Origin of the sequence: Acidovorax sp. HMWF029, assembly GCF_003060895.1 — a bacterium.
GTDB lineage: Bacteria > Pseudomonadota > Gammaproteobacteria > Burkholderiales > Burkholderiaceae_C > Acidovorax.
The window spans coordinates 1-24,204 of sequence record NZ_QAIH01000121.1; the positions used below are offsets into that span (position 1 = coordinate 1).

The 24,204-nt window shown below is 65.0% G+C and carries 24 protein-coding genes and 1 pseudogene; 19 read left to right on the forward strand and 6 right to left on the reverse strand.

All coding sequences use genetic code 11. From position 1 onward, the window contains the following. Nucleotides 1-132 precede the first annotated feature (132 nt). Nucleotides 133-483: an HPF/RaiA family ribosome-associated protein gene (locus DBR12_RS08245; protein WP_108616805.1), complete on the forward strand. Its 351-nt coding sequence runs from the start codon at nucleotides 133-135 to the stop codon at nucleotides 481-483. A 116-nt stretch (nucleotides 484-599) separates the two neighbouring features. Here the strand turns inward: DBR12_RS08245 and DBR12_RS08250 are convergent, their stop codons facing one another. Together DBR12_RS08250 and DBR12_RS08255 are read right to left on the reverse strand one after the other, a co-directional pair. Continuing rightward, nucleotides 600-1,565, reverse strand: coding sequence for a PDR/VanB family oxidoreductase (locus DBR12_RS08250; RefSeq protein ID WP_108616806.1), 966 nt, complete (start codon nucleotides 1,563-1,565; stop codon nucleotides 600-602). Then, nucleotides 1,562-2,617, reverse strand: a complete 1,056-nt coding sequence (locus tag DBR12_RS08255; RefSeq protein ID WP_108616807.1) for an aromatic ring-hydroxylating dioxygenase subunit alpha — start codon at nucleotides 2,615-2,617, stop codon at nucleotides 1,562-1,564. Before DBR12_RS08255 ends, DBR12_RS08250 begins: the two co-directional genes overlap by 4 nt. A gap of 266 nt (nucleotides 2,618-2,883) precedes the next feature. Between DBR12_RS08255 and DBR12_RS08260 the strand changes: the two genes are divergently transcribed. The 6 genes from DBR12_RS08260 (at nucleotide 2,884) to DBR12_RS08285 (ending at nucleotide 8,775) form a co-directional block, all read left to right on the forward strand. Continuing rightward, nucleotides 2,884-3,714: a GntR family transcriptional regulator gene (locus DBR12_RS08260; protein WP_108616808.1), complete on the forward strand. Its 831-nt coding sequence runs from the start codon at nucleotides 2,884-2,886 to the stop codon at nucleotides 3,712-3,714. 158 nt (nucleotides 3,715-3,872) lie between these two features. Continuing rightward, complete coding sequence (locus tag DBR12_RS08265; RefSeq protein WP_108616809.1) at nucleotides 3,873-4,910, forward strand: TRAP transporter substrate-binding protein; 1,038 nt, start codon at nucleotides 3,873-3,875, stop codon at nucleotides 4,908-4,910. Between the two features lie 117 nt (nucleotides 4,911-5,027). Further along, nucleotides 5,028-5,507: a TRAP transporter small permease gene (locus DBR12_RS08270; protein WP_108616810.1), complete on the forward strand. Its 480-nt coding sequence runs from the start codon at nucleotides 5,028-5,030 to the stop codon at nucleotides 5,505-5,507. After that, nucleotides 5,504-6,823 carry a TRAP transporter large permease gene (locus DBR12_RS08275; RefSeq protein ID WP_108616811.1) on the forward strand — a complete coding sequence of 440 codons (1,320 nt, stop codon included), beginning with the start codon at nucleotides 5,504-5,506 and terminating at the stop codon, nucleotides 6,821-6,823. The genes DBR12_RS08270 and DBR12_RS08275 overlap by 4 nt, the downstream gene beginning before the upstream one ends. 23 nt (nucleotides 6,824-6,846) lie before the next feature. After that, complete coding sequence (locus DBR12_RS08280) at nucleotides 6,847-7,818, forward strand: tripartite tricarboxylate transporter substrate binding protein (protein WP_108616812.1); 972 nt, start codon at nucleotides 6,847-6,849, stop codon at nucleotides 7,816-7,818. Nucleotides 7,819-7,869: 51 nt separating this feature from the next. Further along, nucleotides 7,870-8,775: a DUF1932 domain-containing protein gene (locus DBR12_RS08285; RefSeq protein WP_369861416.1), complete on the forward strand. Its 906-nt coding sequence runs from the start codon at nucleotides 7,870-7,872 to the stop codon at nucleotides 8,773-8,775. 143 nt (nucleotides 8,776-8,918) lie between these two features. On the opposite strand, the gene DBR12_RS08290 is transcribed toward DBR12_RS08285, so the two are convergent. Beyond that, entirely contained in the window at nucleotides 8,919-9,875 is a 957-nt protein-coding gene (locus tag DBR12_RS08290) for a LysR substrate-binding domain-containing protein (protein ID WP_108616813.1), read from the reverse strand. A 188-nt stretch (nucleotides 9,876-10,063) separates the two neighbouring features. Between DBR12_RS08290 and DBR12_RS08295 the strand changes: the two genes are divergently transcribed. From DBR12_RS08295 to DBR12_RS08330, 8 genes are all read left to right on the forward strand, one after another. Beyond that, complete coding sequence (locus tag DBR12_RS08295) at nucleotides 10,064-10,765, forward strand: substrate-binding domain-containing protein (protein WP_233244354.1); 702 nt, start codon at nucleotides 10,064-10,066, stop codon at nucleotides 10,763-10,765. Nucleotides 10,766-10,800: 35 nt separating this feature from the next. Then, nucleotides 10,801-11,835 carry an amidohydrolase family protein gene (locus tag DBR12_RS08300; protein ID WP_108616815.1) on the forward strand — a complete coding sequence of 345 codons (1,035 nt, stop codon included), beginning with the start codon at nucleotides 10,801-10,803 and terminating at the stop codon, nucleotides 11,833-11,835. Nucleotide 11,836: 1 nt separating this feature from the next. Beyond that, nucleotides 11,837-12,520, forward strand: a complete 684-nt coding sequence (ligK, locus tag DBR12_RS08305; RefSeq protein WP_108616816.1) for a 4-carboxy-4-hydroxy-2-oxoadipate aldolase/oxaloacetate decarboxylase — start codon at nucleotides 11,837-11,839, stop codon at nucleotides 12,518-12,520. 90 nt (nucleotides 12,521-12,610) lie between these two features. After that, entirely contained in the window at nucleotides 12,611-13,621 is a 1,011-nt protein-coding gene (locus DBR12_RS08310; protein WP_108616817.1) for a tripartite tricarboxylate transporter substrate binding protein, read from the forward strand. A gap of 124 nt (nucleotides 13,622-13,745) precedes the next feature. Beyond that, nucleotides 13,746-14,690 carry an amidohydrolase family protein gene (locus DBR12_RS08315; RefSeq protein WP_108616818.1) on the forward strand — a complete coding sequence of 315 codons (945 nt, stop codon included), beginning with the start codon at nucleotides 13,746-13,748 and terminating at the stop codon, nucleotides 14,688-14,690. A 4-nt stretch (nucleotides 14,691-14,694) separates the two neighbouring features. Then, on the forward strand, nucleotides 14,695-15,135 hold the full coding sequence (ligA, locus tag DBR12_RS08320) for a protocatechuate 4,5-dioxygenase subunit alpha (RefSeq protein ID WP_108616819.1): 441 nt from the start codon (nucleotides 14,695-14,697) through the stop codon (nucleotides 15,133-15,135). 2 nt (nucleotides 15,136-15,137) lie between these two features. After that, entirely contained in the window at nucleotides 15,138-16,004 is an 867-nt protein-coding gene (locus DBR12_RS08325) for a class III extradiol dioxygenase subunit beta (protein WP_108616820.1), read from the forward strand. A gap of 15 nt (nucleotides 16,005-16,019) precedes the next feature. Continuing rightward, entirely contained in the window at nucleotides 16,020-16,973 is a 954-nt protein-coding gene (locus DBR12_RS08330; RefSeq protein ID WP_108616821.1) for a Gfo/Idh/MocA family oxidoreductase, read from the forward strand. Between the two features lie 121 nt (nucleotides 16,974-17,094). Here the strand turns inward: DBR12_RS08330 and DBR12_RS08335 are convergent, their stop codons facing one another. Beyond that, the gene (locus DBR12_RS08335; RefSeq protein WP_108616838.1) at nucleotides 17,095-18,408 is read right to left on the reverse strand and encodes a flavin-dependent oxidoreductase; all 1,314 of its coding nucleotides are present in this window, start codon (nucleotides 18,406-18,408) and stop codon (nucleotides 17,095-17,097) included. Between the two features lie 177 nt (nucleotides 18,409-18,585). On the opposite strand from DBR12_RS08335, the gene DBR12_RS08340 reads away from it, so the two are divergent. After that, nucleotides 18,586-18,843 carry a type I restriction enzyme endonuclease domain-containing protein gene (locus tag DBR12_RS08340; protein WP_233244355.1) on the forward strand — a complete coding sequence of 86 codons (258 nt, stop codon included), beginning with the start codon at nucleotides 18,586-18,588 and terminating at the stop codon, nucleotides 18,841-18,843. A gap of 35 nt (nucleotides 18,844-18,878) precedes the next feature. Continuing rightward, nucleotides 18,879-19,889, forward strand: coding sequence for an aldo/keto reductase (locus DBR12_RS08345; protein WP_108616822.1), 1,011 nt, complete (start codon nucleotides 18,879-18,881; stop codon nucleotides 19,887-19,889). A gap of 143 nt (nucleotides 19,890-20,032) precedes the next feature. Here the strand turns inward: DBR12_RS08345 and gap are convergent, their stop codons facing one another. Together gap and tkt are read right to left on the reverse strand one after the other, a co-directional pair. Next, a complete protein-coding gene (gap, locus tag DBR12_RS08350; RefSeq protein WP_108616823.1) occupies nucleotides 20,033-21,031 on the reverse strand; it encodes a type I glyceraldehyde-3-phosphate dehydrogenase in 999 nt (332 codons plus the stop codon). A 91-nt stretch (nucleotides 21,032-21,122) separates the two neighbouring features. Continuing rightward, the gene (gene tkt, locus DBR12_RS08355; protein WP_108616824.1) at nucleotides 21,123-23,207 is read right to left on the reverse strand and encodes a transketolase; all 2,085 of its coding nucleotides are present in this window, start codon (nucleotides 23,205-23,207) and stop codon (nucleotides 21,123-21,125) included. Between the two features lie 121 nt (nucleotides 23,208-23,328). Here tkt and DBR12_RS08360 point away from each other — a divergent pair, with 121 nt between their 5' ends. Together DBR12_RS08360 and DBR12_RS22625 are read left to right on the forward strand one after the other, a co-directional pair. After that, the gene (locus DBR12_RS08360) at nucleotides 23,329-23,727 is read left to right on the forward strand and encodes an S-adenosylmethionine decarboxylase family protein (protein WP_108616839.1); all 399 of its coding nucleotides are present in this window, start codon (nucleotides 23,329-23,331) and stop codon (nucleotides 23,725-23,727) included. Then, nucleotides 23,724-24,204: pseudogene (locus tag DBR12_RS22625) on the forward strand (NDP-sugar synthase); the annotation flags it as partial. The gene DBR12_RS08360 and the pseudogene DBR12_RS22625, both read left to right, overlap by 4 nt.

The window sequence follows — 24,204 nt, forward strand, 5'->3', positions numbered from 1 at the left end:
GGAAAGGGCCTTGCGGGGGCGGGCTGGTGGGAGTGCCCGCGAATTCAACATCCTTTGACATGTGTTTACCGAGGGCATGGATGCTGGTGCCATGATGGGGTCTTCGCAACTTCATCAGGAAGGACCCTCCCCATGCAAGTACAAGTCAACACCGATGACCACATCCACGGCGGCGAATCACTGGCCCGCTGGATCACGGATGAATGCAAGAGCCGGCTGTCGCGCTTTCAGGACCATGTGACGCGGCTGGAGGTGTTCCTGACCGACCTGGATGCAGGCAAGTCTGGCGCCAATGACAAGCGCTGCCGCATCGAGGCGCGTGTCACTGGTCGCCAGCCTGTCACCGTGACTGACGAGGCCGACAAGATGGCCAATGCCTTCATCGGTGCGGCCGACAAGCTGGCCCGCGCGCTCGACGCAGACCTGGGCCGCGTGAAGGACCGCAACGGCCGCGAGACCATCCGGGCCGCAGTAGAAGAATGAAATTTGATAAAAATTGGGCTTCTGCGCTTGATAGTTAAGCGCTGATAGCTATTAAATTAGTAGCAAATAAAAAGGCGCTGCAACCGATGGTTGCAGCGCCTTTTTGCTTGGAGCAATCAGAGATCCAACACCAGCAGCTTGCCGCGCGCGCGCGAGCAGCAGGGCATGAACTGCTCGTTGGCCGCTTTTTCTTCGTCGGTCAGGTACATGTCGCGGTGGTCCACCTCGCCCTCCAGCACGCGGGTGAGGCAGGTGCCACACACGCCTTGTTCGCACGCGGTAAGGATGTCGATGCCCTGGCTGCGTAGTGCCTCCACGACCGATGCGTCGGCAGCAATCGGGTAGACCTTGCCGGTGCTGGCAATACGCACTTCAAAGCCCTGGTCGCCCGAGGTGTCCTGTGCGGGTGCGCCAAAGTACTCCAGGTGGATGTGGTCCTGCGCCCACCCCATGGCCTTGGCCGTGCCCACCACATGGTCGATGAAGCCTGCCGGGCCACACACGTACAGGCGCTTTTCCGCACCGGGCGCGGCCAGCACTTTGGCCAGGTCCAGCTTCTGTTCGGGTGCGCCCGCATCGAAGTGAAAGCGTACATGCGGCCCCATGGCCGATGCAGCGATCTCGCTGGCAAAGGCCGTGCGTTCCACCGAGCGGGTGCAATAGTGCAGTGCAAAGTCGGCACCCGTGCGCGCCAGCCGGTCGGCCATGCACAGCAGGGGCGTCACGCCAATGCCACCGGCCAGCAGCACTGTGCGCTGCGCCGGGTGCAGTGCAAAGTGATTGCGTGGCGTGCTGATGGTGATCACGTCGCCCTCGTGCACGCTGTCGTGCATGGCCACCGAGCCACCGCGCGATGCCGCGTCGCGCAGCACGGCGATGCGGTAGCGGTGCGATTCGTGCGAGGCGTTGCACAGCGAGTATTGGCGCGTGAGCCCGCTCGGCAGGTGTACGTCGATGTGCGAGCCCGCGCTGAACGGGGGCAGCGCTGCGCCGTCCACGCGGGCCAGTTCAAAGCTGGCGATGCCTTCGGCCTCGGCCTGTTTTTTGACGACGCGGACCTGGATCGTTTCCTGCGCGGTCATGCGGCCACCGCCTGGGGTGCTGTAGAGGCCTGCTCGGCTGCGATGATGCGATCAAGGATCTTTCGGGACTGCACGCCGCCTGCATCGATGTTCAGCATGAGCAGCTTGCGATCGGGATAGCGCAGCAGGTTTTGCTGCTGCTGCTCCAGCATGTCCTGGTCTTCGGCAAAGATGTTGCCCTGGCCCTCGCGGATCTGGGTGGTGAGGGACGGGTCCTGCGGCTTGAAGTTGCGCGCCATGCCCCAGAAGTAGTGGATCGAAGTGTCCGTTTCGGGCGTGATGAAGTCCACCACAATGCTCGATGCCTTCTTGTCGGCCGGGGCGTTGTAGCCGCCGTGGCCCGCCAGCGCCACGCCCACCTCGATCAGCACATGGCTGGGTGGCGTGAAGTGGCAGATTTGCCAGCGGTCCACCGGCTGGTCGTCGGGCAGGCCGTTCATGCGCAGCGCCATCTTCCAAAAGGGCGGGGCCTCGATGCCTTCCATGAAGCGGCTGGTGATGACCTCATCGCCCTCCACGCGGGTTTTGCAGGGCACTTCGTCGATCTCTTTTTGGCCGATGCTGGTGGAGTGCACATAGGTCTCGTGCGTCAGGTCCATCAGGTTGTCGATCATCAGGCGGTAGTCGCAGGCGATGTGGTACAGCCCGCCGCCATAGGCCCATTCGGGGTTGTTGGCCCAGGGCAGGTGGTGGATGGTGGCGGGATCGGCCTGTGCGGCGTCACCGGGCCACACCCAGATGAAGCCGCAGCGCTCCACGACCGGAAAGCTCCGTGCCTTGGGAAAGCCCTGAACCCGCTGGCCGGGCATGGAGACCGACTTGCCCGTGCACTCCACCCTGAGGCCGTGGTAGCCGCATTGCAGATGGCCCTCGCACACCGTGCCCAGCGACAGCGGTGCGCCCCGGTGCGGGCAGAAGTCGTCCAGCGCGGCGACCTGGTCGGGGGCGGGGCGGTAGAACACGATCTTTTCGCCGCAGATGGTGCGACCCAGGGGCTTTTCGGCAATCTCGTCGGGGGTGCAGGCTACGTACCAGGCGTTCTTGGGATACATGGTGTTTGTCTCTTTGTGGGATGCAGCCGCTGCAGAGCGTTTGCTGCGGCGTGGGGGCAGGTGAGATTGTGCGAAAAAGTGCCAATGATGTATACATTGGGTGGCGATAAATCAGTTATCGCAGCCTGCGATAGCGCGTAATTTGCTGTTTTTACGGGAGATTTCTGGGGTGGTTCTGAAATCGGATCGTTTCAATGTATACATTATCGAGATCGGCGCCTCTTCGGCGGTGCGCAGCCACCTCAACCTCCTTGTCTTGTTTGTGTATGAACCCTAGTGAGTCCCCAGTCGTGGAGTCCACCCCTGGCGCCGGTGTCGAAAGTGGTGCGTCCCAGTCTGTAAAAGCCCAGCTGCGCCTGCGCGAGATGATCCTGGCGGGCGAGTTGCCTGGTGGCGCGCGCATTGCCGAGCTGGCCATCGTCGAGAAGCTGGGGGTTTCGCGCACGCCCATCCGCGCCGCGCTCATGCGGCTGGAGCAGGAGGGGTTGCTGCAGCGTCTGCCCGGCGGCGGCTACGCCGTACGCACCTTCTCTGAAACCGATGTGGCCGATGCGATTGCGCTGCGCGGCACGCTGGAGGGGCTGGCAGCGCGCCTGGCGGTCGAGCGGGGGGTGCCGCCCGCCGTGCTGGCCGACGCCCATGCCTGCCTGGACGCCATCGACGCCACGCTGGTTCCCCCGGCCCTGGACGACCAGGGCTTTGCGCGGTATGTCGAGCTGAACGCGCAGTTCCATGTGCTGCTGGGCCGTATGCTGGGCGGCGGCGTGGTGGCGCGCGAGCTGGAACGGGTCAAGAGCCTGCCCTTCGCCTCGCCCTCCGCCTTTGTGCTGGTGCAAACCCATTCTCACCAGGCGCGCGACATGCTGGTGGTGGCGCAGGACCAGCACCGCCAGCTGCTCGACGCGATCGAACACCACGAAGGCGCACGTGCCGAGGCCATCCTGCGTGAACACTCGCGACTGGCCCAGCGTAACCTGCGCGCTGCGCTGTCAGGCCAGACCGTTGGGCAGGTGCGCGCCGACATGCCTGCACTCACACTCATCCGGCGCAATGGACCCGGCACCGCTGCCCGTCTGCGGGTTTCACCGCTTTCATAACGGTCCGGCATAGCTGAAAGTCCGCCATAGAACTGGCATGTGGCTGCGCCTGCATGCACAGTCGGGCTTGGTTGGTATTCCACGCATTTCCAAGGGGCCTTTGGGCTCCGGAGCGTGGCCTCACAGATGTGCAGACCTACAAAGATCGGAGACAAAAAATGAATTTCCTCAAGCGACGCGCCGCTTTGGCGGCCCTGGGGGCAGCAGCCCTGGCAACGGCAGCGGGCAGCGCCATGGCGCAGACCGTGACCCTGCGGCTACACCAGTTTCTGCCGCAGCAGGCCACCATCCCGGCCAAGGCCCTGGTGCCCTGGGCCCAGAAGATCGAGGCCGAATCGGGCGGCAAGATCAAGGTGCAGCTGTTCCACGCCATGCAGCTGGGCGGTGCGCCACCGCAGTTGTTTGACCAGGCACGCGACGGCGTGGTGGACTTCACCTGGACGGTGCTGGGCTATACGCCGGGCCGCTTCCCCAAGACCGAAGTGTTCGAGCTGCCCTTCATGAGCGGCAACGCCGAAGCCTCCTCGCGCGCCATCCAGGAGTACGTCGACAAGTTCGCGGCCGATGAATTCAAGGACGTCAAGCTGATTGCCGTGCACACCCACGGCCCCGGCCTGTTCCATACCAAGACCCCGGTCACCGGCCTGGAAAGCCTGCGCGGCATGAAGGTGCGCGGCGGCTCCCGCATCATCAGCAACATGCTCACCAAGCTGGGCGCCACGCCGGTGGGCATGCCCGTGCCTGCGGTGACCGATGCGCTGAGCAAGGGCACCATCGACGGCACCACCATCCCGTGGGAGGTGACTCCCTCGCTCAAGGTGACCGAGCTGGTGCGTAACCACACCACCTTTGCGGGCAAGGAAGGTCTGTACACGCAGACCTTTGCGTTCTCGATGAACAAGGCCAGCTACGACAAGCTGCCCCCCGACCTCAAGGCCGTGATCGACAAGAACTCCGGCATCGAGACCGCCGCCATGTTCGGCCGTGCCATGGACGAGGGCGACAAGGTGGGCCGCCAGATTGCCGAGCGCGCCAAGAACAACATCGTGGCGCTGGATGTGGCTGAGACCCAGCGCTGGCGGCGCACAGCCGCTAGCGTGGAGACCGACTGGATCAACGAGGTCAAGGGCAAGGGCATCGACGGTGCCAAGCTCGCGGCCGAAGCCCGGGCCCTGATCGAGAAACACAGCAAGTAGTCGCGGTGTGGCTTTGGGGTGCACCCTGGCGCGCCGGGGTGTGCTTCTTTCTGTGTGCCGATTCGCCCCGGTGGGTGCCGGGCCGGATCGGTTTGATTTTTCTGACGGGACCTTGCCTTGAAGTTACTTTCGTTTCTCGCCCAGGCCTGCGCTGTGCTGGCCGGGGTCATTCTCACGGGGGTGACGCTGGTCACCTGTGCCAGTCTCATCGGCCGCAACACCACGGGCTGGACCTTGCTGGGTGACTATGAACTCACTGCCGTGGCCGCAGGGGCGGCAGTGGCGCTGTTCATGCCCTGGTGCCAATTGCGCCGCCAGAACATCATCGTCGACTTCTTCACCGCCCGGGCCTCCTCGGCTGTGAACGCGCGGCTGGACCGCTTTGGCGCGCTGCTGCTGGCCGCCATGTTCCTTTTGCTGGCATGGCGCACGGCCACGGGGGGGCTCAGTGCCCGCAGTTCCATGACCACCACCATGATGCTGGGCTTTCCCGAATGGATCACCTACGCCGCCATGGTGCCGCCCCTGCTGCTGACGGGGGTGATTGCCCTGGTGCAGGCCTTCGGCCCGGCGCAAGAAGAGGAGGATGCTGCATGAGCCCGCTGCTCCTTGCCCTCTGCATCTTTGGCGTGATGCTCGCGCTCATGGTGGTGCGCGTGCCCATTGCGGCCGCCATGTTTGCCGCCGGTGCCTTTGGCTACCTCTACCAGGTGGGTCTGCCGCCGTTTCTCAACAACCTCAACGGCCTGGCGTTTGCGCGGTTTGCAAGCTATGACCTGTCGGTGATCCCGTTGTTCATCCTCATGGGCAACTTTGCCACGCAGGGGGGCATCTCCAAGGCGTTGTTCCAGTTTGCCAGCGTGCTCATGGCGCGCTTCAAGGGCGGGCTGGCCATGGCGGCCGTCGGGGCGAGCGCAGCGTTTGGCGCCATTTGCGGCTCGTCTATTGCCACGGCTGCCACCATCACCTCCGTGGCGCTGCCAGAGATGAAGCGGCACGGCTACTCGGGCCGCCTGGCCACCGGCACGCTGGCGGCGGGCGGCACGCTGGGCATCCTGATTCCGCCCTCGGTGCCCCTGGTGATCTACGCCATCCTGACCGAGCAGAACATCGCCAAGCTGTTCGCTGCGGCCACCATCCCCGGCATCCTCGCCATGCTGGGCTACATGATCGCGATTGCGATCTACGTGCGCATACGCCCCGGCCATGCACCCGACCACACCGTGGACCTGCCCAAGATGTCCTTGCAGGCGTTGCTGGGCGTATTGCCCATCGCCATCGTGTTCCTGGTGGTGTTTGGCGGCATCTACGGCGGCCTGTTCACCCCCACCGAAGGGGCGGGCGTGGGCGTGGCCTGCACCTTCGTGGCGGCGCTGCTCAAGCGCGAGCTGACGCTGCAGAAGATCAAGCAATGCTTTCTGTCCACCGCGTCTGCCAGCGCAATGATCTTCATGATCTTCATCGGTGCCGACATGATGAACACGGCGCTGGCGCTGACGCAGGTGCCCGGGCAACTGGCCAGCGTGATCCAGGGCTGGCAAGTGTCGCCCTACTTGGTGGTGGCGGGCATCCTGGTGTTTTACGTGGTACTGGGTGCGGTGATGGACGAGCTGTCCATGATCCTGCTGACCATCCCCATCTTTTTCCCGGTCATCATGGGCCTGGACTTTGGCATGTCGCAGGAGCATACGGCCATCTGGTTCGGCATCATGGTGCTCATGACCGTGGGATTTGGCCTGCTTGCGCCGCCTGTGGGGCTGAACGTGTATGTGGTCAACGGCATGGCCAAGGACGTGCCCATCGCCGAGAGTTACAAGGGTGTGATGCCGTTCCTGGCAAGCGATGTGGTGCGCACCACGCTGCTGCTGCTGTTCCCGCCCATCTCGCTGTGGATGGTGCAGTTCGTGGGCTGATGGACTGACGGGCTGAGGGACCGATGGACCGCCGCATTGCGCTCCTTGCACTGGCCGCCGCCGGTGCGGCACCCTGGGGCGGGTTGCAGGCCCAGCCTGCCTTTCCCGCCAAAGCACTGCGCATCGTGGTGCCGTTTGCGGCGGGCGGTGTGGGCGACCTCACGGCACGGGCCGTGGCCACCGGTCTGGCCGCGCGGCTGGGGCAGCCGGTGGTCATCGACAACCGCCCGGGTGCTGGTGGCGTGGTGGCGGCCGACGCCGTGGCCCGTGCCGAACCCGACGGGCACACCCTGTTCCTGATGTCCAACGGCACGGCCGTCACGGCCAGCCTGTTCAAGGCGCTGCCCTACGACACCCTGGCCGACTTCACGCCCATCAGCACGCTGGGCGTGTTCGACGTTGCCGTGCTGGTGCCCGCCGATTCGCCACACCGCACGCTGGCGCAACTGCTGTTGCATGCGCGTGCCCATCCGGGCCAGCTCAATATTGGCAGCATCAACACCGGCAGCACCCAGCACCTGGCTGCCGAGCTGTTCAAGGGCAGCGCGGCCATCGATGCGCAGGTGGTGCCCTTCAACGGCACGCCCGCACTCATTACAGCGCTGCGGGGCCGCCAGGTAGATGCTGCGGTGGAAATCCTCGGGCCCGCGTTGCCCCAGGTGCGTGCGGGCGCACTGCGGGTGCTGGCGGTTGCGGGCGAGCAGCGGTCTGCCGCCTTGCCCGATGTGCCCACCGCCGTGGAGTCGGGCGTGAAAGGGTTTATGGCGTCGTCGTGGAACGCGCTGGCCGCCCCCGCGCGCACCCCGCGCGCCGTGGTGGACCGCCTGCAGCGCGAGGTGGTGGCCACCGTGGCCACGCCCGCCGTGCAGCAGCAGTTGCGCACGCTCAACGTGGAGCCACGCACTTCCACGCCCGAGCAGGCTGCCGCGCTGCTCAAGGCCGACATCGAACGCTGGCGCGCCGTGATCGAGCGCGCGGGCATCCCCAGGCAGTGAGTGAACCTCGACCACACCATGCAGACCGAAGAGAACAAAGACCTGCACCCCATGCACCGCCTGGGCATCGTTGGCTACGGCGAGGTGGGCCGCATCTTTGCAGTGGGTCTGCGCGCACTGGGTGTAGGCGATCTGGTGGTGTGGGACTCGAAGTTCATCGACCCCGCGAGAAGCACTGAGCCATTGGCACACGCACAGGCTGCCGGGCTCAACGCGGCCGGCAGCGTGGCCGCGCTGTGCGCGGGGCGCCAGCTCATCGTGTCGGCCGTCACGGCCAGCAATACGCTGGCCGTAGCAGAGGCGGTGGCGCCGCACATCGCACCAGGCGCAGTGTTTCTGGACCTCAACTCCGCATCGCCCGGCACCAAGCAGCAGGCGGCTCAACACATCGAGGCGCGCGGTGGTCGTTATGTGGAGGCGGGCGTGATGACTTCGGTGCCGCCTTATGGCATGGCCGTGCCCATGCTGCTGGGCGGACCCCACGCCGCCGTGCTGGCGCCCGTGCTGCAGGCCTGGGGCATGGACGCCACGCCGGTGAGCGACCGTCTCGGCGTGGCCAGCGCCATCAAGATGTGCCGAAGCGTGATGATCAAGGGCCTGGAGGCGCTGGTGATCGAGAGCTACGCCACGGCCCGCCACTACGGTGTGGAAGACCATGTACTGCCCACGCTGGTCGAAACCTTTCCGTCTATCGACTGGCAACAGCAGGGCCGCTACTTCTTCAGCCGCGTGGTGCAACACGGCCAGCGCCGCGCCGAAGAGATGCGCGAGTCTGCCCGCACGGTGAGCGAGGCAGGCATGGAGCCGCTGATGACGTCGGCCATCGCCGACAAGCAGCAGTGGGTGGCCGATCTGGCGCGTGCCGGTGTGTTTGCGGACCTGCCCAAGGACGCGCGCTGGCAGGACTATGCGGACAGGGTGTTGGGTAGCGTGCGCCAGGCACCTCCTAACGACTGATTCGAAAGCTGGTGGCGCGCGGCGGCCGTTTTGTTTCTTGGGACGCTTGCCTCCGACCGTTCACGTTGAGCCTGTCGAAACGCTGCACCAGGCTTCGACAAGCTCAGCCCGAACGGGTGGGGCTGCCGGGCCCGGTCTGCGACTCAACCTGGCGTCTTGTACAGCGCCATCAGGGTCGTGCGAATCAGCTCTGCCATCGCCTGCTGCGTAAGCGTGGCGGGGCGCTGTGAACTCACCGCCAGGTAGAGCTTGCTGCGCAGGCGGGCGCTGTCGCCGCTGCCGTCATCGTTGCTGGCACCTTGGATGGGCCGGGTGCTGAACACCTCGGACTTGCCGGAGGTGGTGACCGCGTTCATGGGCAGCACGGCGCAGCCCGCGCCGTCTGCCACCAGGTCCAGGATGGCGGCCACGCCGTCGATCTCCAGGCTGATCTGCGGGCGTTTGCCACGGGCGGCCAGCTCCGACTCCACCAGCATGCGGATCGAGTTGGGGCGCGTGGGGATCACCAGCGGGTAGCGGGGCAGATCGCTCAAGGGCAAAGGGGCGTCGGTGGGGGGCTCGGCCTCTGCGCCGTGCTGTGCGCCACCGCGCCGCTGCACCAGGAACAGGTCTTCCTCCAGCAACGCCGTGATCTCGATGCCCGGCGCGGGAGGCGTGTTGTAAAGCAGCGCAATGTCGAGCAGCCCTGTGGTCAACGACTCGCGCATGGCCACCGACAGCCCCTCGCTGATGGCCAGCGCCGCGTCGGGCATCTTCACGCGGAAGGCGCGGGTTAGTGGCACTGTCAGCACCTTGGCAATGCTGGGCGGCAGGCCAATGGCCACACGCCCGGCCAAGGCGCCGCGCACGCGGCCCAGTTCCTCGCGCGCCCGCTCCACCTGGTGCAGGATGCCGCGCCCATGCTCCAGCAGCAGCTTGCCCGCCTCGGTGGGTGTGGCCCCCCGGCCGTTGCGCACCAGCAGGTTCTGGCGCAGCTCCACTTCCAGCAGACGCACCTGGCGGCTCAGCGCGGGCTGGGCGATGTCCAGCACCACCGAAGCACGCGTGAAGCTGCCCAGCTCGGCCACCCGCACAAAGTATTCGATCTGCTTGAGGTCCATGGGCAAGGCTCTCTGCTATTTGCAATAGCTGTAGGTCAACAATCACGGAATGATATAGCTGGTAGTGCGCGCGCCGACTTCATGAATGCAGTCGCCCTCTCCACAATCGGTGCCACAGAAAGCCCCGTTGCGGCTTTCCACGCGGCCCTTCAAGAGGTCGCGCAGAGCCCGCCAGGAGACAAGCACCCATGACCACTGCACCGCCACTTCGCGGCATTTCTTCCATGGCCACCCGCCAGGTGCTGGCCGAGCTGACGGCGGCCTATGCCGCGAGCGCCCCCCAGGCGGGCCCGGTGCAGATCGCATCGGTGGGCGGTGTGGACGCCGCCAAGCGCGTGGCCGCAGGCGAGGTGTTCGATGTCGTCATCCTCGCCTCGGACGCCATCGACAAACTCATGGCTGCAGGCCATCTGGTGCCCGGCAGCAAGGTGAACTGGGTGCACTCCGGCGTGGCCGTGGCCGTGCCTGCGGGCGCGGCGCTGCCCGATCTGTCCAGCGAAGAAGCCGTGCGCGCTGCCGTGCTGGCCGCGTCCAGCATCAGCTTGTCTACCGGCCCCAGCGGCGTGGCGCTGACCAAGCTGTTCGAGCGCTGGGGCATTGCCGAGCAGATTGCCCCACGCATGGTGCAGGCGCCCCCCGGCGTGCCCGTGGGCTCGCTGGTGGCCAAGGGCGAGGTGGCGCTGGGCTTTCAGCAACTGAGCGAGCTGTTGCATGTGCAGGGCATCCAGATCGTGGGCCCGCTGCCACCGGCCATCCAGATCACCACCACGTTTTCAGCGGGTATCGGCGCGCACTCGCAGCAGGTGGATGCCGCACGTGCGTTGCAGGCCTACCTGGCCTCTCCAGCCGCTGCTGAAGCGAAGAAAAAGCAAGGCATGTCCCCCGCCTGACCGATCACAAGAACACCTTCCAGGAGCACCCCAAAATGAGCCTCATCATCGACTGCCACGGCCACTACACCACGGCCCCCAAGGCGCTGGAGAACTGGCGCAACGCACAGATCGCCGGCATCAAAGACCCGGCGGCCATGCCCAAAGTGGCCGACCTGCACATCAGCGACGACGAGCTGCGCGAGTCCATCGAGACCAACCAGCTGCGCCTGATGAAAGAGCGCGGCAGCGACATCACCTTGTTCAGCCCGCGCGCCAGTTTCATGGCCCACCACATTGGCGACTTCAATGTGTCCAGCACCTGGGCCGCCATCTGCAACGAGCTGTGCTACCGCGTCTCCACCCTGTTCCCCGACCACTTCGTGCCCGTGGCCATGCTGCCGCAAAGCCCCGGCGTGGACCCCGCCACCTGCATCCCCGAGCTGGAAAAGTGCGTGCATGAATACGGCGCCGTGGGCATCAACCTGAACCCCGACCCTTCGGGCGGCCACTGGACCAGCCCGCCACTCACCGACAAGCACTGGTACCCCATCTACGAAAAGATGGTGGAGTACGACCTGCCCGCCATGATCCACGTGAGCACCAGCTGCAACGCGTGCTTCCACACCACTGGCGCGCACTATCTGAATGCCGACACCACGGCCTTCATGCAGCTCATCCAAGGCGATTTGTTCAAGGACTTCCCCACGCTCAAGTTCCTCATCCCGCACGGCGGCGGCGCAGTGCCCTACCACTGGGGCCGCTTCCGGGGCCTGGCGCAGGAGATGAAGAAGCCGCTGCTCGACGAGCACCTGATGAACAACGTGTATTTCGACACCTGCGTGTACCACCAGCCCGGCATCGATCTGCTCAACACCGTGATCCCGGTGAAGAACGTGCTGTTCGCCAGCGAAATGATCGGCGCGGTGCGCGGCATCGACCCCACCACCGGCAACTACTACGACGACACCAAGCGCTACATCGAGGCCTCCACCATCCTGAGTGCCGACGACAAGCACCAGATCTACGAAGCCAACACGCGCCGCGTGTTCTCCCGACTCGATTCACGCCTGAAGGCAAAGGGGCTCTGACATGTACGAACTAGGCGTTGTCTACCGCAACATCACCCGCGCCGACCGCGCAGCCGCCGATGGCCTTGCAGCCCTGGGCTCTGCCACCGTGCACGAGGCCATGGGCCGCGTGGGCCTGCTCAAGCCCTATATGCGCCCCATCCAGAGCGGGGTACAGGTCAGCGGCACGGCCGTCACCGTGCTGCTGCACCCGGGCGACAACTGGATGATGCATGTGGTGGCCGAGCAGATCCAGCCCGGCGACATCGTGGTGGCCGCCATCTCGGCCGAGTGCACCGATGGCTACTTTGGCGACCTGCTGGCCACGTCCTTCCAGGCGCGCGGAGCACGGGCGCTGATCATCGACGCCGGGGTGCGCGATGTGAAGACGCTCAACGAGATGAACTTCCCGGTGTGGAGCAAGTGCATCTCCAGCAAGGGCTGCATCAAGGCCACCATCGGCTCGGTCAACATCCCCGTGGTGTGTGCGGGCATGCTGGTCTCTCCCGGCGACGTGATCGTGGCTGACGACGACGGCATCGTGTGTGTGCCCGCCGCCCGCGCCGTGCAGACGCTCGAAGCTGCGCAAAAGCGCGAGAGCTTTGAAGGCGAGAAGCGCGCCAAGCTGGCCAGCGGCGTGCTGGGCCTCGATATGTACAAGATGCGCGAGCCGCTGGCGGCGGCGGGGCTCAAGTACATCGATTGAACCCGGTTTTTACAAGCTTTTTTGGCCGTCTGCGCTCGTCCATATTGCGCTGATAGCTATCAATTTTAATTCTTCTCTGTCCCTGATCCCATGACTTCCTCTTCTGCTGCTTCCTCTTTCCGTATCCGCCGCACGCTGGCCCTGGCGCTGGGTGTGGCCGCCGTCGCGGGCGCGGTGGTGCAACCCACTGCCGCGCAGCAGTTCCCCACCAAACAGGTGCGCATCATCAGTCCCTTCCCCGTGGGCGGCGGCCCCGATGGCGTGGCGCGCCTGGTGGCCGACAGGCTCTCGCGCACCTGGGGCACGGGCGTGATCGTGGAGAACCGCCCCGGTGGCAACGGCTTCATCGCCATCGATGCCTGGAAGCGCGGCGCCAAGGACGGCCACGACCTGCTCATTCTGGACAACGTGCACCTGGCTGCCTACCCCAGCCTGTTCAAGAAGCTGCCCTACGACCCCGCCAAGGACTTCGACACGCTGCTGCCGCTGTTCAAGACGCATTTCTTCTTCACCGTGGGCACGGGCAGCAAGTACAAGACCGTGGGCGACATCGTGGCCGATGCCAAGGTGCGCCCCGGCAAGCTCAACTACGGCAGCTGGTCGGTGGGCAACCCGGTGCATCTGGGCTCGGAGCTGTTCGAATCGGCCACCGGCACGCAGATGGAGCACGTGATCTTCAAGGAGACCACGCAGCTCTACACCTCGGTCTCCACGGGCGAGATCGACTTTGCGCTGGGCAGTGCCGCCACCGCAGGCCCGTTGTACCGCGCGGGCAAGCTGCGCCTGCTGGCGTTTGCCGGGCCCCAGCGTTCGGCTGAGTTCCCCGACGTGCCCACAGTGGCCGAATCGGGCGGCCCCAAGGACTTCACCGTCACCGGCTGGAACGCCATCGCCGTGCCACCTGGCCTGCCCGCCGCCGTGGCCGACAAGATCCGCAAGGACATCGAACAGGCCTTGACCGGCCCCGAGGTGGCCGAGAAGTTCAAGACCTTTGGCTACGAGCAGTTCCCCACCACGCGTGCGCAGTTCAACCAGTTCGTCAAGGACGAGAGCCAGCGTTTTGGCGACGTGATCCGCAAGGCCAACGTGTCGCTGGATTAATGGCTCCCCCCCGAAGCGCCTGCGGCGCCTCCCCCTCCAGGGGGCGCACCCCGCAGCCCGGCAAAGCTGGTTCTGCGGGCGCACTGGCCTAGGCAGTGCGTCTTTCAACCATGAAGGTTCAAATATGAGCAAACCCACTTCCGGCCCCTTTGAGAAGACCCCCGGCTGGCTGGACTGGTACACCGGCCCCAGCAAGCCACGTTTCCAGGTGCCCGCAGGCGCTGTGGACGCGCACTGCCACGTGTTCGGCCCCGGGGCCGAGTTCCCCTACGCCCCCGAGCGCAAGTACACGCCCTGCGACGCCAGCAAGCACCAGCTGTATGCGCTGCGCGACCACCTGGGCTTTGCGCGCAATGTGGTGGTGCAGGCCACCTGCCACGGTGCGGACAACCGCGCGATGGTCGATGCGCTGGTGCATTCCGGCGGCAAGGCGCGGGGCGTGGCCACCGTGCGCCGCTCGGTCACCGACGAAGAGCTGCAGGCCATGCACGACGCCGGTGTGCGCGGCGTGCGCTTCAACTTCGTCAAGCGTCTGGTGGACTTCACGCCCAAGGACGAGCTGATGGAGATCGCTGCGCGCATTCACAAGCTGGGCTGGCACGTGGTCATCTACTTCGAGGCGGTGGACCTGCCCGAGCTGTGGGACTTCTTCACCGCACTGCCCACCACCGTGGTGGTGGACCACATGGGACGCCCCGATGTGAGCAAACCGGTGGACGGCCCCGAGTTCGAGCTGTTCCTGAAGTTCATGCGCCAGCACCCCAACGTGTGGAGCAAGGTGAGCTGCCCCGAGCGCCTGAGCGTGACCGGCCCTAAGGCCCTGAACGGCGAGCAAAATGCCTACACGGACGTGATCCCCTTCGCGCGCAAGGTGGTCGAGGAGTTTCCTGACCGCGTGCTCTGGGGCACCGACTGGCCGCACCCCAACCTCAAGGACCACATGCCCGACGACGGCCTGCTGGTGGACTTCATCCCGCACATCGCAACGACACCGGAGTTGCAAAAGAAGCTGCTGGTGGACAACCCCATGCGCCTGTACTGGCCCGAAGAAGTCACCGTGGAGGACTGACACCATGTCTCTCGATAAACCCTACCTCGACGTGCCCGGCACGACCATCTTCGACGCCGAGCAAAGCCGTAAGGGCTACTGGCTCAACCAGTTCTGCATGAGCCTGATGAAGGCCGAGAACCGCGCGCGCTTCAAAGCCGATGAACGCGCCTACCTGGACGAATGGGCGATGACTGAAGAGCAAAAGCAGGCCGTGCTGGCGCGCGACCTGAACTGGTGCATTCGCCTGGGCGGCAACATCTACTTTCTGGCCAAGATCGGCTCCACCGACGGCAAGAGCTTTCAGCAGATGGCGGGCAGCATGACCGGCATGACCGAAGAGGAATACCGCAACATGATGATCAAAGGCGGCCGCAGTGCCGAAGGCAACCGCTACATCGGCGAAGACGGCGACGCCCAGGCGCACCGCCAGCCGCAGGGTAGCGCGGGCAAGAAAGGAATCTGACGATGGCCAAAATCACCGCCTCCGTGTTCACATCGCATGTGCCAGCCATTGGCGCCGCCATGGACCTGGGCAAGACCCACGAGGACTACTGGAAGCCCGTGTTCGCGGGCTACGAGTTTGGCAAGCAGTGGGTCAAGGACAACAAGCCCGATGTGATCTTCCTGGTCTACAACGACCACGCCACCGCCTTCAGTCTGGACCTGATCCCCACGTTTGCAATCGGCACCGCTGCCGACTACGAAGTGGCCGACGAAGGTTTTGGCCCACGCCCTGTGCCCAAGGTCATCGGCCACCCCGACCTGGCCGCGCACATTGCGCAGTCGGTCATCCAGCAGGACTTTGACCTCACCATCGTCAACAAGATGGCGGTGGACCACGGCCTCACCGTGCCGCTGTCGCTGATGTTTGGCGAGCAAGACCCCGTGAAGGGCGCCTGGCCCTGCCCGGTGATCCCGTTTGCCGTCAACGTGGTGCAGTACCCCGTGCCCAGCGGCCGCCGCTGCTACAACCTGGGCCAGGCCATCCGCAAGGCGGTGGAGAGCTACGACGAAGACATTAACGTGCACATCTGGGGCACGGGCGGCATGAGCCACCAACTGCAGGGCCCGCGTGCGGGGCTCATCAACAAAGAGTTTGACAACGCCTTCCTCGACAAGCTCATCAGCGACCCCGATGCCGCCGCCAGCATCCCGCACATCGACTACGTGCGCGAGGCGGGCAGCGAAGGCATCGAGCTGGTGATGTGGCTCATCGCGCGCGGCGCCATGGCCGATGTAGCCGGTGGCAAGCCGCCGAAGCTGGCGCACCGCTTCTACCATGTGCCCGCGTCCAACACCGCTGTGGGCCATTTGATTCTTGAGAACACGTAAAAGGACACACACACCATGACCATCAAAGTCGCACTCGCAGGCGCTGGCGCCTTCGGCATCAAGCACCTGGACGGCATCAAAAACATCGACGGTGTTGAAGTCGTCTCCCTCATCAGCCGCGACCTGGCCAAGACCCAGGAGGTGGCCGACAAGTACGGCATCAAGCACGTCACCACCGACTTGAAGGACAGCCTGGCCATCAAGGAAGTGGATGCCGTGATCCTCTGCACGCCCACGCAGATGCACGCCAGCCAATCCATTGCCTGCATGGAAGCAGGCAAGCACGTGCAGGTCGAGATCCCGCTGTGCGACGTGCTGGCCGATGGCGAGAAGGTTGTTGCCCTGCAAAAGCAGACCGGCCTGGTGGCCATGTGCGGCCACACCCGCCGCTTCAACCCCAGCCACCAGTACGTGCACAAGAAAATCACGGCAGGCGAGTTCAACATCCAGCAGATGGATGTGCAGACCTACTTCTTCCGCCGCACCAACATGAACGCGCTGGGCCAGCCCCGCAGCTGGACGGACCACCTGCTGTGGCACCACGCTGCGCACACCGTGGACCTTTTCGCCTACCAGGCGGGCAGCCCCATCGTCAAAGCCAATGCCATCCAGGGCCCCATCCACAAGGAACTGGGCATTGCCATGGACATGAGCATCCAGCTGCAGGCTGCCAACGGTGCCATCTGCACGCTGTCGCTCTCGTTCAATAACGATGGCCCGCTCGGCACCTTCTTCCGCTACATCGGCGACACCGCCACCTACATCGCCCGCTACGATGACCTGGTGAACGGCAAGGAAGAGAAGATCGACGTAAGTCAGGTGGATGTGTCGATGAACGGCATTGAGCTGCAAGACCGCGAGTTCTTCGCCGCCATCAAGGAAGGCCGCGAGCCCAACGCCAGCGTGGCGCAGGTGCTGCCGTGCTACCAGGTGCTGCACGGGCTGGAGTTGCAGCTGGGCGCAGTCTGATGGCTGTTTGATTTTCAGAAAAATTGGCTGCTTGCGCGCATCCAATATGCGCAAGCAGCTATAAATTTAATAGCTTTTGGTGGCGGTGTTCAGCCTGCCGGCAGCGCTGCCAAGCTGCCCTTCATGCACCCGCCACACGTTGCCCCGGCGCAATGGTGGGCGGCGCGGCATTCAGCGTCTCAATGGCAAAGCCCGCCGCCGCTTTGTAGCGGGCCATGAAGCCCTCACGTTCCTCGCGCGGCAGCACGTCGTCGATGTGCTCAAACACCCCGCCGCAGCGCTCGTCCACCAGCCCCAACAGGCCAAAGGGGCCAGAACCCCGGTTGCGCAGCACCAGCGCCGAGATGTCCTTGCACAGCTTGTCGTCGTAGGCGCGCAGCGCCTGCGGGCTCACGCCATGCGCAATGAACTGCGCGCCCAGCACGCGGGCATCCACAATGGCCTGGCTGGCTCCGTTGGAGCCCACGGGGTACATCACATGTGCTGCGTCACCCAGCAGCGCCACGCGGCCGTCTACCCAGGTGGGCACGGGGTCGCGGTCGATCATGGGGTACTCAAACACATCTTTGGCACCGCGCAGCATGGCGGGCACGTCCATCCAGCTGTAGTTCCAGCCTTCAAAGTGGTGGATGAAATCTTCCAGCGCCACGCGACGGTTCCAGTCGCCCTGCTGCCAGCCGCCCTGGTTGTCCACCGTGATCTCGGCAATCCAGTTGATGGTGGCCAGGCCCGTGGCCGGGTCGGGTGGCGTGATGGGGTAGAACACCACCCGGTGCCGCAGCGAGCCCAGGCCCACAAACGAAGCCCCCGTGCGCACCGGCACCCCCGGCGTGGTGCCGCGCCACATGATGGCGCCGCCCCACTGGATGGGCGGCTGTGTGGGGTGCATCTGCGCCCGCACGGCCGAGTGCAGGCCGTCGGCTGCAATCAGCAGCGAGCCCGCCACTTCGCGCCGCTCGCCATCGCGCGTTTCGATGAGTGCGGTGATGCCATCGGCATCCTGCCGGTAGCCCACCACGCGCTGCCCCAGGTGCACGGCGTCCTGGCCCAGCCGCTCTTTCACGGCATTGAACAGCATCATCTGCAGCTGCCCCCGGTGCACCCCGTACTGCGGCCAGCGGTAGCCCGCATCCAGCCCGCGCGGCTCGGCATACACCTCGTTGCCATTGCGACCCACCAGCGCCCATTCACGCGCCTGCAGGCCAATGGTGTCCAGCACGTCGTTGCCAAACCCCAGGTCGTGCAGCTCTCGCACGGCATTGGGCTGCAGGTTGATGCCCACGCCCAGCGGCTGCAGCTCTGGCACCGTTTCAAAAACGATGCAGGGCACATCGATCTGGTGCAGGGTGAGCGCAGTGGCCATGCCGCCGACACCGCCACCGGCAATCAGCACGGGGCGGGGGGAAGATGTGGATGAAGGAGTGTTGCCAGACATGCGGCGATTGTCCATGCAATGGCGGGTGGGATGGGGTGGCGCACCAAGCCAACAGCCCCATCGTGCAAGCCCATGCCAATCGGCTGGAGCAGCAGATCAAGGCCTGAGAGCAGCCCGCTACAGCCCTCGGGGCCTGCTTTTTCCCACTCCGCCGAATAGAATGGTTCGGCCGACGGGATGGACTTTTTGTGGCTGCTGCAGGCGCGGCTCATGGGGGACGGCACGCTGAAAAAGATTGCGGTTGAGGTCGCCGAGAAGCTGTGCAACAGCACCACGGTCGACTGGCAAAAGCGCGAGAGTGCGCGCGCCCGGTTGCGCAACTTGGTGCGCATCACATTGCATCGCTGCAAGGACTCGCCGGATATGCAGGAAGACGCGATACGGCTGATGCTGGAACAGGCGGAGCGGCTGTCGGATGGGTGGGCCTCCATTTAAGAAATTTGTCACTTTCTAGAGCGATGCCAATGACTATGCAACAACGTGCTTTGGGCCCTTTCAGGGTCAGTGCCATCGGCCTGGGCTGCATGAACCTTTCGCACGCCTACGGCGCGCCTGTGAGCGCTGAGCAGGGCGAACGCGTGCTGTTGGCGGCGCTGGATGCGGGTGTGACGCTGTTCGATACCGCCACGCTGTATGGCTTTGGGGCCAACGAGACTCTGGTGGGCCGTGTACTGAAGCAGCACCGCCACCGCTTCACGCTGGCCAGCAAGTGCGGCATGCAGGGTGTGGATGTGAACGGCGATGGCAAGCTGGTGCGCGTGATCGACGGGCGCCCGGCCACGCTGCGCCAGACCTGCGAAGACAGCCTGCGCCGCCTGCAGACCGATGTGATTGATCTGTACTACCTGCACCGCTGGGACAAGAGCGTGCCGATTGAAGACAGTGTGGGCGCGCTGGCCGACTTGGTGCGGGCGGGCAAGATTCGCAGCATTGGGTTGTCGGAGGTGTCGGCTGCCACGCTGCGACGCGCGCACGCCGTGCACCCGATTGCGGCGGTGCAGACCGAGTATTCGCTGTGGACGCGCAACCCCGAGATTGCGGTGCTCGATGCGTGCCGCGAGCTGGGCGTGGCTTTTGTTGCCTTTAGCCCGGTGGCGCGCGGTTTCTTGTGTGGTGGCTTGACCGATGTGAGCACGCTTGACGCCAAGGACATTCGCCGCGCCATGCCACGTTTTGCGCCCGAGGCCTATGCCGCCAACCTGCAGCTGCTGGACGGCTATGTGCAAGTGGCGCGTGATGTGGGCTGCACGCCTGCGCAGCTGGCGCTGGCCTGGCTGCTGCAGCGGGGCGAGCACATCATCCCCATTCCGGGCACGACCAGCTTGGAGCATCTGCACGACGACCTGGGTGCTGTGAACGTGCGGCTGGATGTGGGCACTATCTCAAGGCTGGATGCGCTGATCAATGAGCGCACGGTGGTGGGCAGCCGCTACAACGCGCAGAACGCCAGCGAAGTGGATACCGAGGTTTTTGCGGACTGAGCGATCGTGGGCGCAAAAAAAGCCGGTGGCCTTTGCAGGCGACCGGCTTGAACAGGGTAGTTGCTCTAGCGCTTCGTTATCTTCATCCTCTTCAGGAGCACCCGCTGCGCAGGGGCGGCCCGGCGCAGCGGCTGGTGACCTGCTTACTTGGAAACCACGCGCACCATTTCCAGGCACTTGTTCGAGTAGCCCCATTCGTTGTCGTACCAGCTCACGATCTTCACGAAGGTGCCGTCCAGCGCGATGCCAGCATCGGCGTCAAAGATGGAGGTGCGGGTGTCGCCACGGAAGTCGGTGGCCACGACCTTGTCTTCGGTGTAGCCCAGCACGCCCTTGAGCGCGCCTTCGGACTGGGCCTTCATCTCGGCCTTGATTTCGTCATAGGTGGCCGCCTTGTCCAGCTCCACCGTCAGGTCCACCACCGACACGTCGGAGGTGGGCACGCGGAAGGACATGCCGGTCAGCTTTTTGTTCAGCGCAGGGATCACCACGCCCACAGCCTTGGCAGCGCCGGTGCTGGAGGGGATGATGTTTTCCAGAATGCCACGGCCGCCGCGCCAGTCTTTGTTGGAGGGGCCGTCCACGGTCTTCTGCGTGGCAGTCGCTGCGTGCACGGTGGTCATCAGGCCGCGCTTGATGCCCCACTTGTCGTTCAGCACCTTGGCCACGGGGGCCAGGCAGTTGGTGGTGCACGATGCGTTGGAGATGATGGCCTGACCGGCGTAGGTGTCGTGGTTCACGCCATAGACGAACATGGGGGTATCGTCCTTGGAGGGCGCCGACAGGACCACCTTCTTGGCGCCCGCGTCGATGTGCTTTTGCGCGGTGACCTTGTCCAGGAACAGGCCGGTGGATTCGATCACTACATCGGCGCCGACTTCGTTCCACTTCAGGTTGGCGGGGTCGCGCTCTTGCGTCAGGCGGATCTTCTTGCCGTTGACGATCAGGGTGTTGCCTTCCACGGCCACGGTGCCGTCGAAGCGGCCGTGCACCGAGTCGTACTGCAGCATGTAGGCCAGGTAGTCGGGCTCCAGCAGGTCGTTGATGCCCACGACTTCGATGTCGCTGAAGTTCTGGATGGCCGAGCGCAGCACGTTGCGGCCGATGCGGCCGAAGCCGTTGATACCAATCTTGATCGTCATAGGGAGCCTCTTCAAAGTTGCAAAGTCGAAATCAGGAATCTGCCGCTGCGCGCCCACTGCAGCAGCGGGCGCGCAGGGGGCGAGAGGGGACTCAGTGGGCCTTGGCCTTGCTGGCCTTCTTGGCGGGCTTCAGGCGCGCAGCACCGGTGGCGACCAACACGGCATCGGCCACGTTCTCTTCCGTGAAGCCGAAGTGCTTGAACAGCACGGGCGCAGGGGCCGATTCGCCGTAGGTGTCGATGCCCACCACAGCGGCGCAGCCGTATTTCCACCAGCCGTCGGTCACGCCCATTTCCACGGCCACGCGCGGCACGCCAGCAGGCAGCACGCTGCTCTTGTACTTGGCGTCTTCGCGGTCAAAGGTGGTGGTGCTGGGCATGGAGACCACGCGCACCGGCACCTTTTTGTCGGCCAGCAGGCGCTGGGCCTTGAGGGCCAGCTGCACTTCCGAGCCGGTGGCGATGATCACAGCCACGGGCTTCTTCTTGAGACCCACGTCGGCAGGTTCGCTCAGCACGTAGGCGCCGCGCGAGATGTCGCCCAGGTCGCGCTTGGGCGCGTAGGGGAGGTTTTGGCGCGACAGGGCCAGCACGGTGGGCTTGTTGCGGTTGGACAGGGCCACGCTCCAGGCCACGGCGGTTTCGGCCGTGTCGGCAGGGCGCCACACATCGAGGTTGGGGATCAGGCGCAGGCTGGCCACATGCTCGATGGACTGGTGCGTGGGGCCGTCTTCGCCCAGGCCGATGGAGTCGTGCGTGAACACGTGGATCACGCGTTGCTTCATCAGCGCAGCCATGCGGATGGCGTTGCGGCTGTAGTCGCTGAACGTGAGGAAGGTGCCGCCGTAGGGGATGAAACCACCGTGCAGCGCCACGCCGTTCATGATGGCGGCCATGCCGAATTCGCGCACGCCGTAGTTGATGTGGCGGCCACCCACGCCTGCCTCGTTCTTCACCACGTTGCCCTGCATGTCAAAGCGCAGGTTGGGCGTGCTCTTGGTGTTGGTGAGGTTGGAGCCGGTCAGGTCGGCGCTGCCGCCCAGCAGTTCGGGCAGGGCCGCGGTGAAGGCTTCCAGCGCCAGCTGGCTGGCCTTGCGGCTGGCCACGGTTTCGCCCTTGGTGTGGGCGGCCACCACGGCATCCACGGCCACCTGGGCAAAGTTGGCGGGCAGGTCGCCGTTCATGCGGCGTGTCAGTTCGGCAGCCAGCTCTGGGAAGGCGGCGGTATAGGCGGCAAAACGGTCGTTCCAGGCGGCTTCGGCGGCTGCACCAGCGGCCTTGCCGTCCCAGCCTGCATAGACGTCTTCAGGGATCACGAAGGGCTCGCTGCTCCAGCCCAGGGCTTCACGGGTCAGCGCGATTTCTTCGGCACCCAGGGGCTCGCCGTGGGCCTTGGAGGTGTTGGCGCGGTTGGGGCTGCCCTTGCCAATGTGTGTTTTGCAGATGATGAGCGAGGGGCGCTCAGTTTGCTTCTTGGCTTCGGCAACGGCATCGGCCACCTTGTCGGCGTCGTGGCCGTCGATGGGGCCGATCACGTTCCAGCCGGCGGACACAAAGCGCAATGCGGTGTTATCGGCAAACCAGGGCAGTACCTGGCCGTCGATGGAGATGCCGTTGTCGTCGTACAGGGCGACCAGTTTGTTCAGCTTCCAGGCACCGGCCAGCGAGATGGCCTCCTGGCTGATGCCTTCCATCAGGCAGCCGTCGCCCAGGAAGGCGTAAGTGTGGTGGTCCACCACGGCATGGCCTTCGCGGTTGAACTCGGCGGCGAGCAGTTTTTCAGCGAGCGCAAAGCCCACGGCGTTGGTGATGCCTTGGCCTAGCGGGCCGGTGGTGGTTTCCACGCCAGCGGTGTAGCCCACTTCGGGGTGGCCGGGCGTCTTGCTGTGCAGTTGGCGGAAGTTCTTCAGTTCGCCGATGGGCAGGTCGTAGCCCGTGAGGTGCAGCAGCGCGTACAGCAGCATCGAGCCGTGGCCGTTGGAGAGCACGAACCTGTCGCGGTCAAACCACTGGGGGTTGGTGGGGTTGTGCTTGAGGTGGCGGCTCCACAGCGCCACGGCCATGTCGGCCATGCCCATGGGGGCGCCGGGATGGCCGGAGTTGGCTTGTTGAACGGCGTCCATGGCCAATGCGCGGATCGCATTTGCCATCTGTTGGGATTGCTGGGTGTTGGCCATGGGGAGTGGTTCGGGTGGGTGGTTCAGGGGAAACCCAGCATTTTACCGGGGCGGCTTTCACCCGCCTGAATGGACAAGCCGCATGCCCAGCGCAGGGCGGCAATGCACTACAGTGCGGGCCATGCAAGGACTGCACCTCACCGCCGATCTTCAGGGCTGCCGCTGCGCCAGCGTGTGGCTGCTGGACGCCACCGCCCTGGGCCGGGCCTGCACCGATGCCGTGCGCGCCTGTGGGCTTCAGGCCGTGGGGCAGTTGTTCCATGAATTTCCGGCCACTGCGCGCGGCCCTGGCGGGGTGACAGCTACTGTTTTGCTAGCGGAATCCCACCTGTGTGTGCACACCTGGCCCGAGCAGCGTGCCGTCACCCTGGATGTGTATGTGTGCAATTTCGGCGCCGACCATTCGGCCAAGGCGCATGCGCTGCTGGACGCGCTGCTGGCCTTGTTCCAGCCCACCACCGCAGATCGCAACGCGTTGCAGCGGGGCGCGCTCGCGAACCATGACGGGGTGAGTGCATGAGTGCGGCGGTGCAGTCTGCCCATCAGGTACCGGCCCTGCTGCTGGCCGCTGGCCGGGGCGAGCGCATGCGCCCCCTGACCGACGCCACGCCCAAGCCTCTGCTGCAGGTGCAGGGCCTGCCGCTGCTGCAGTGGCACCTGCAGGCTTTGCGGGATGCGGGTGTTCGGCGGGCAGTGATCAACACCGCCTGGCTGGGCAGCCAGATCAGCGAGCATTTTTCAGGTGTTTTTGGCTGTCACCGCGCAACAGGTAAGCCTGAGCAGCTATCAATTTCATACTCGCACGAAGGGGTGGACTTTGGTGGTGCGCTGGAAACCGCCGGTGGCATCGCGCGTGCGCTGCCCCAACTCGGCCCGGTGTTCTGGCTCGCGGCGGGCGATGTGTTTGCGCCCGACTTCGTGTTTGACAGCGCGGCGGTGGCGGCCTTCGAGGCCAGCACCCACCTGGCCCACCTGTGGCTGGTGCCCAACCCCGCCC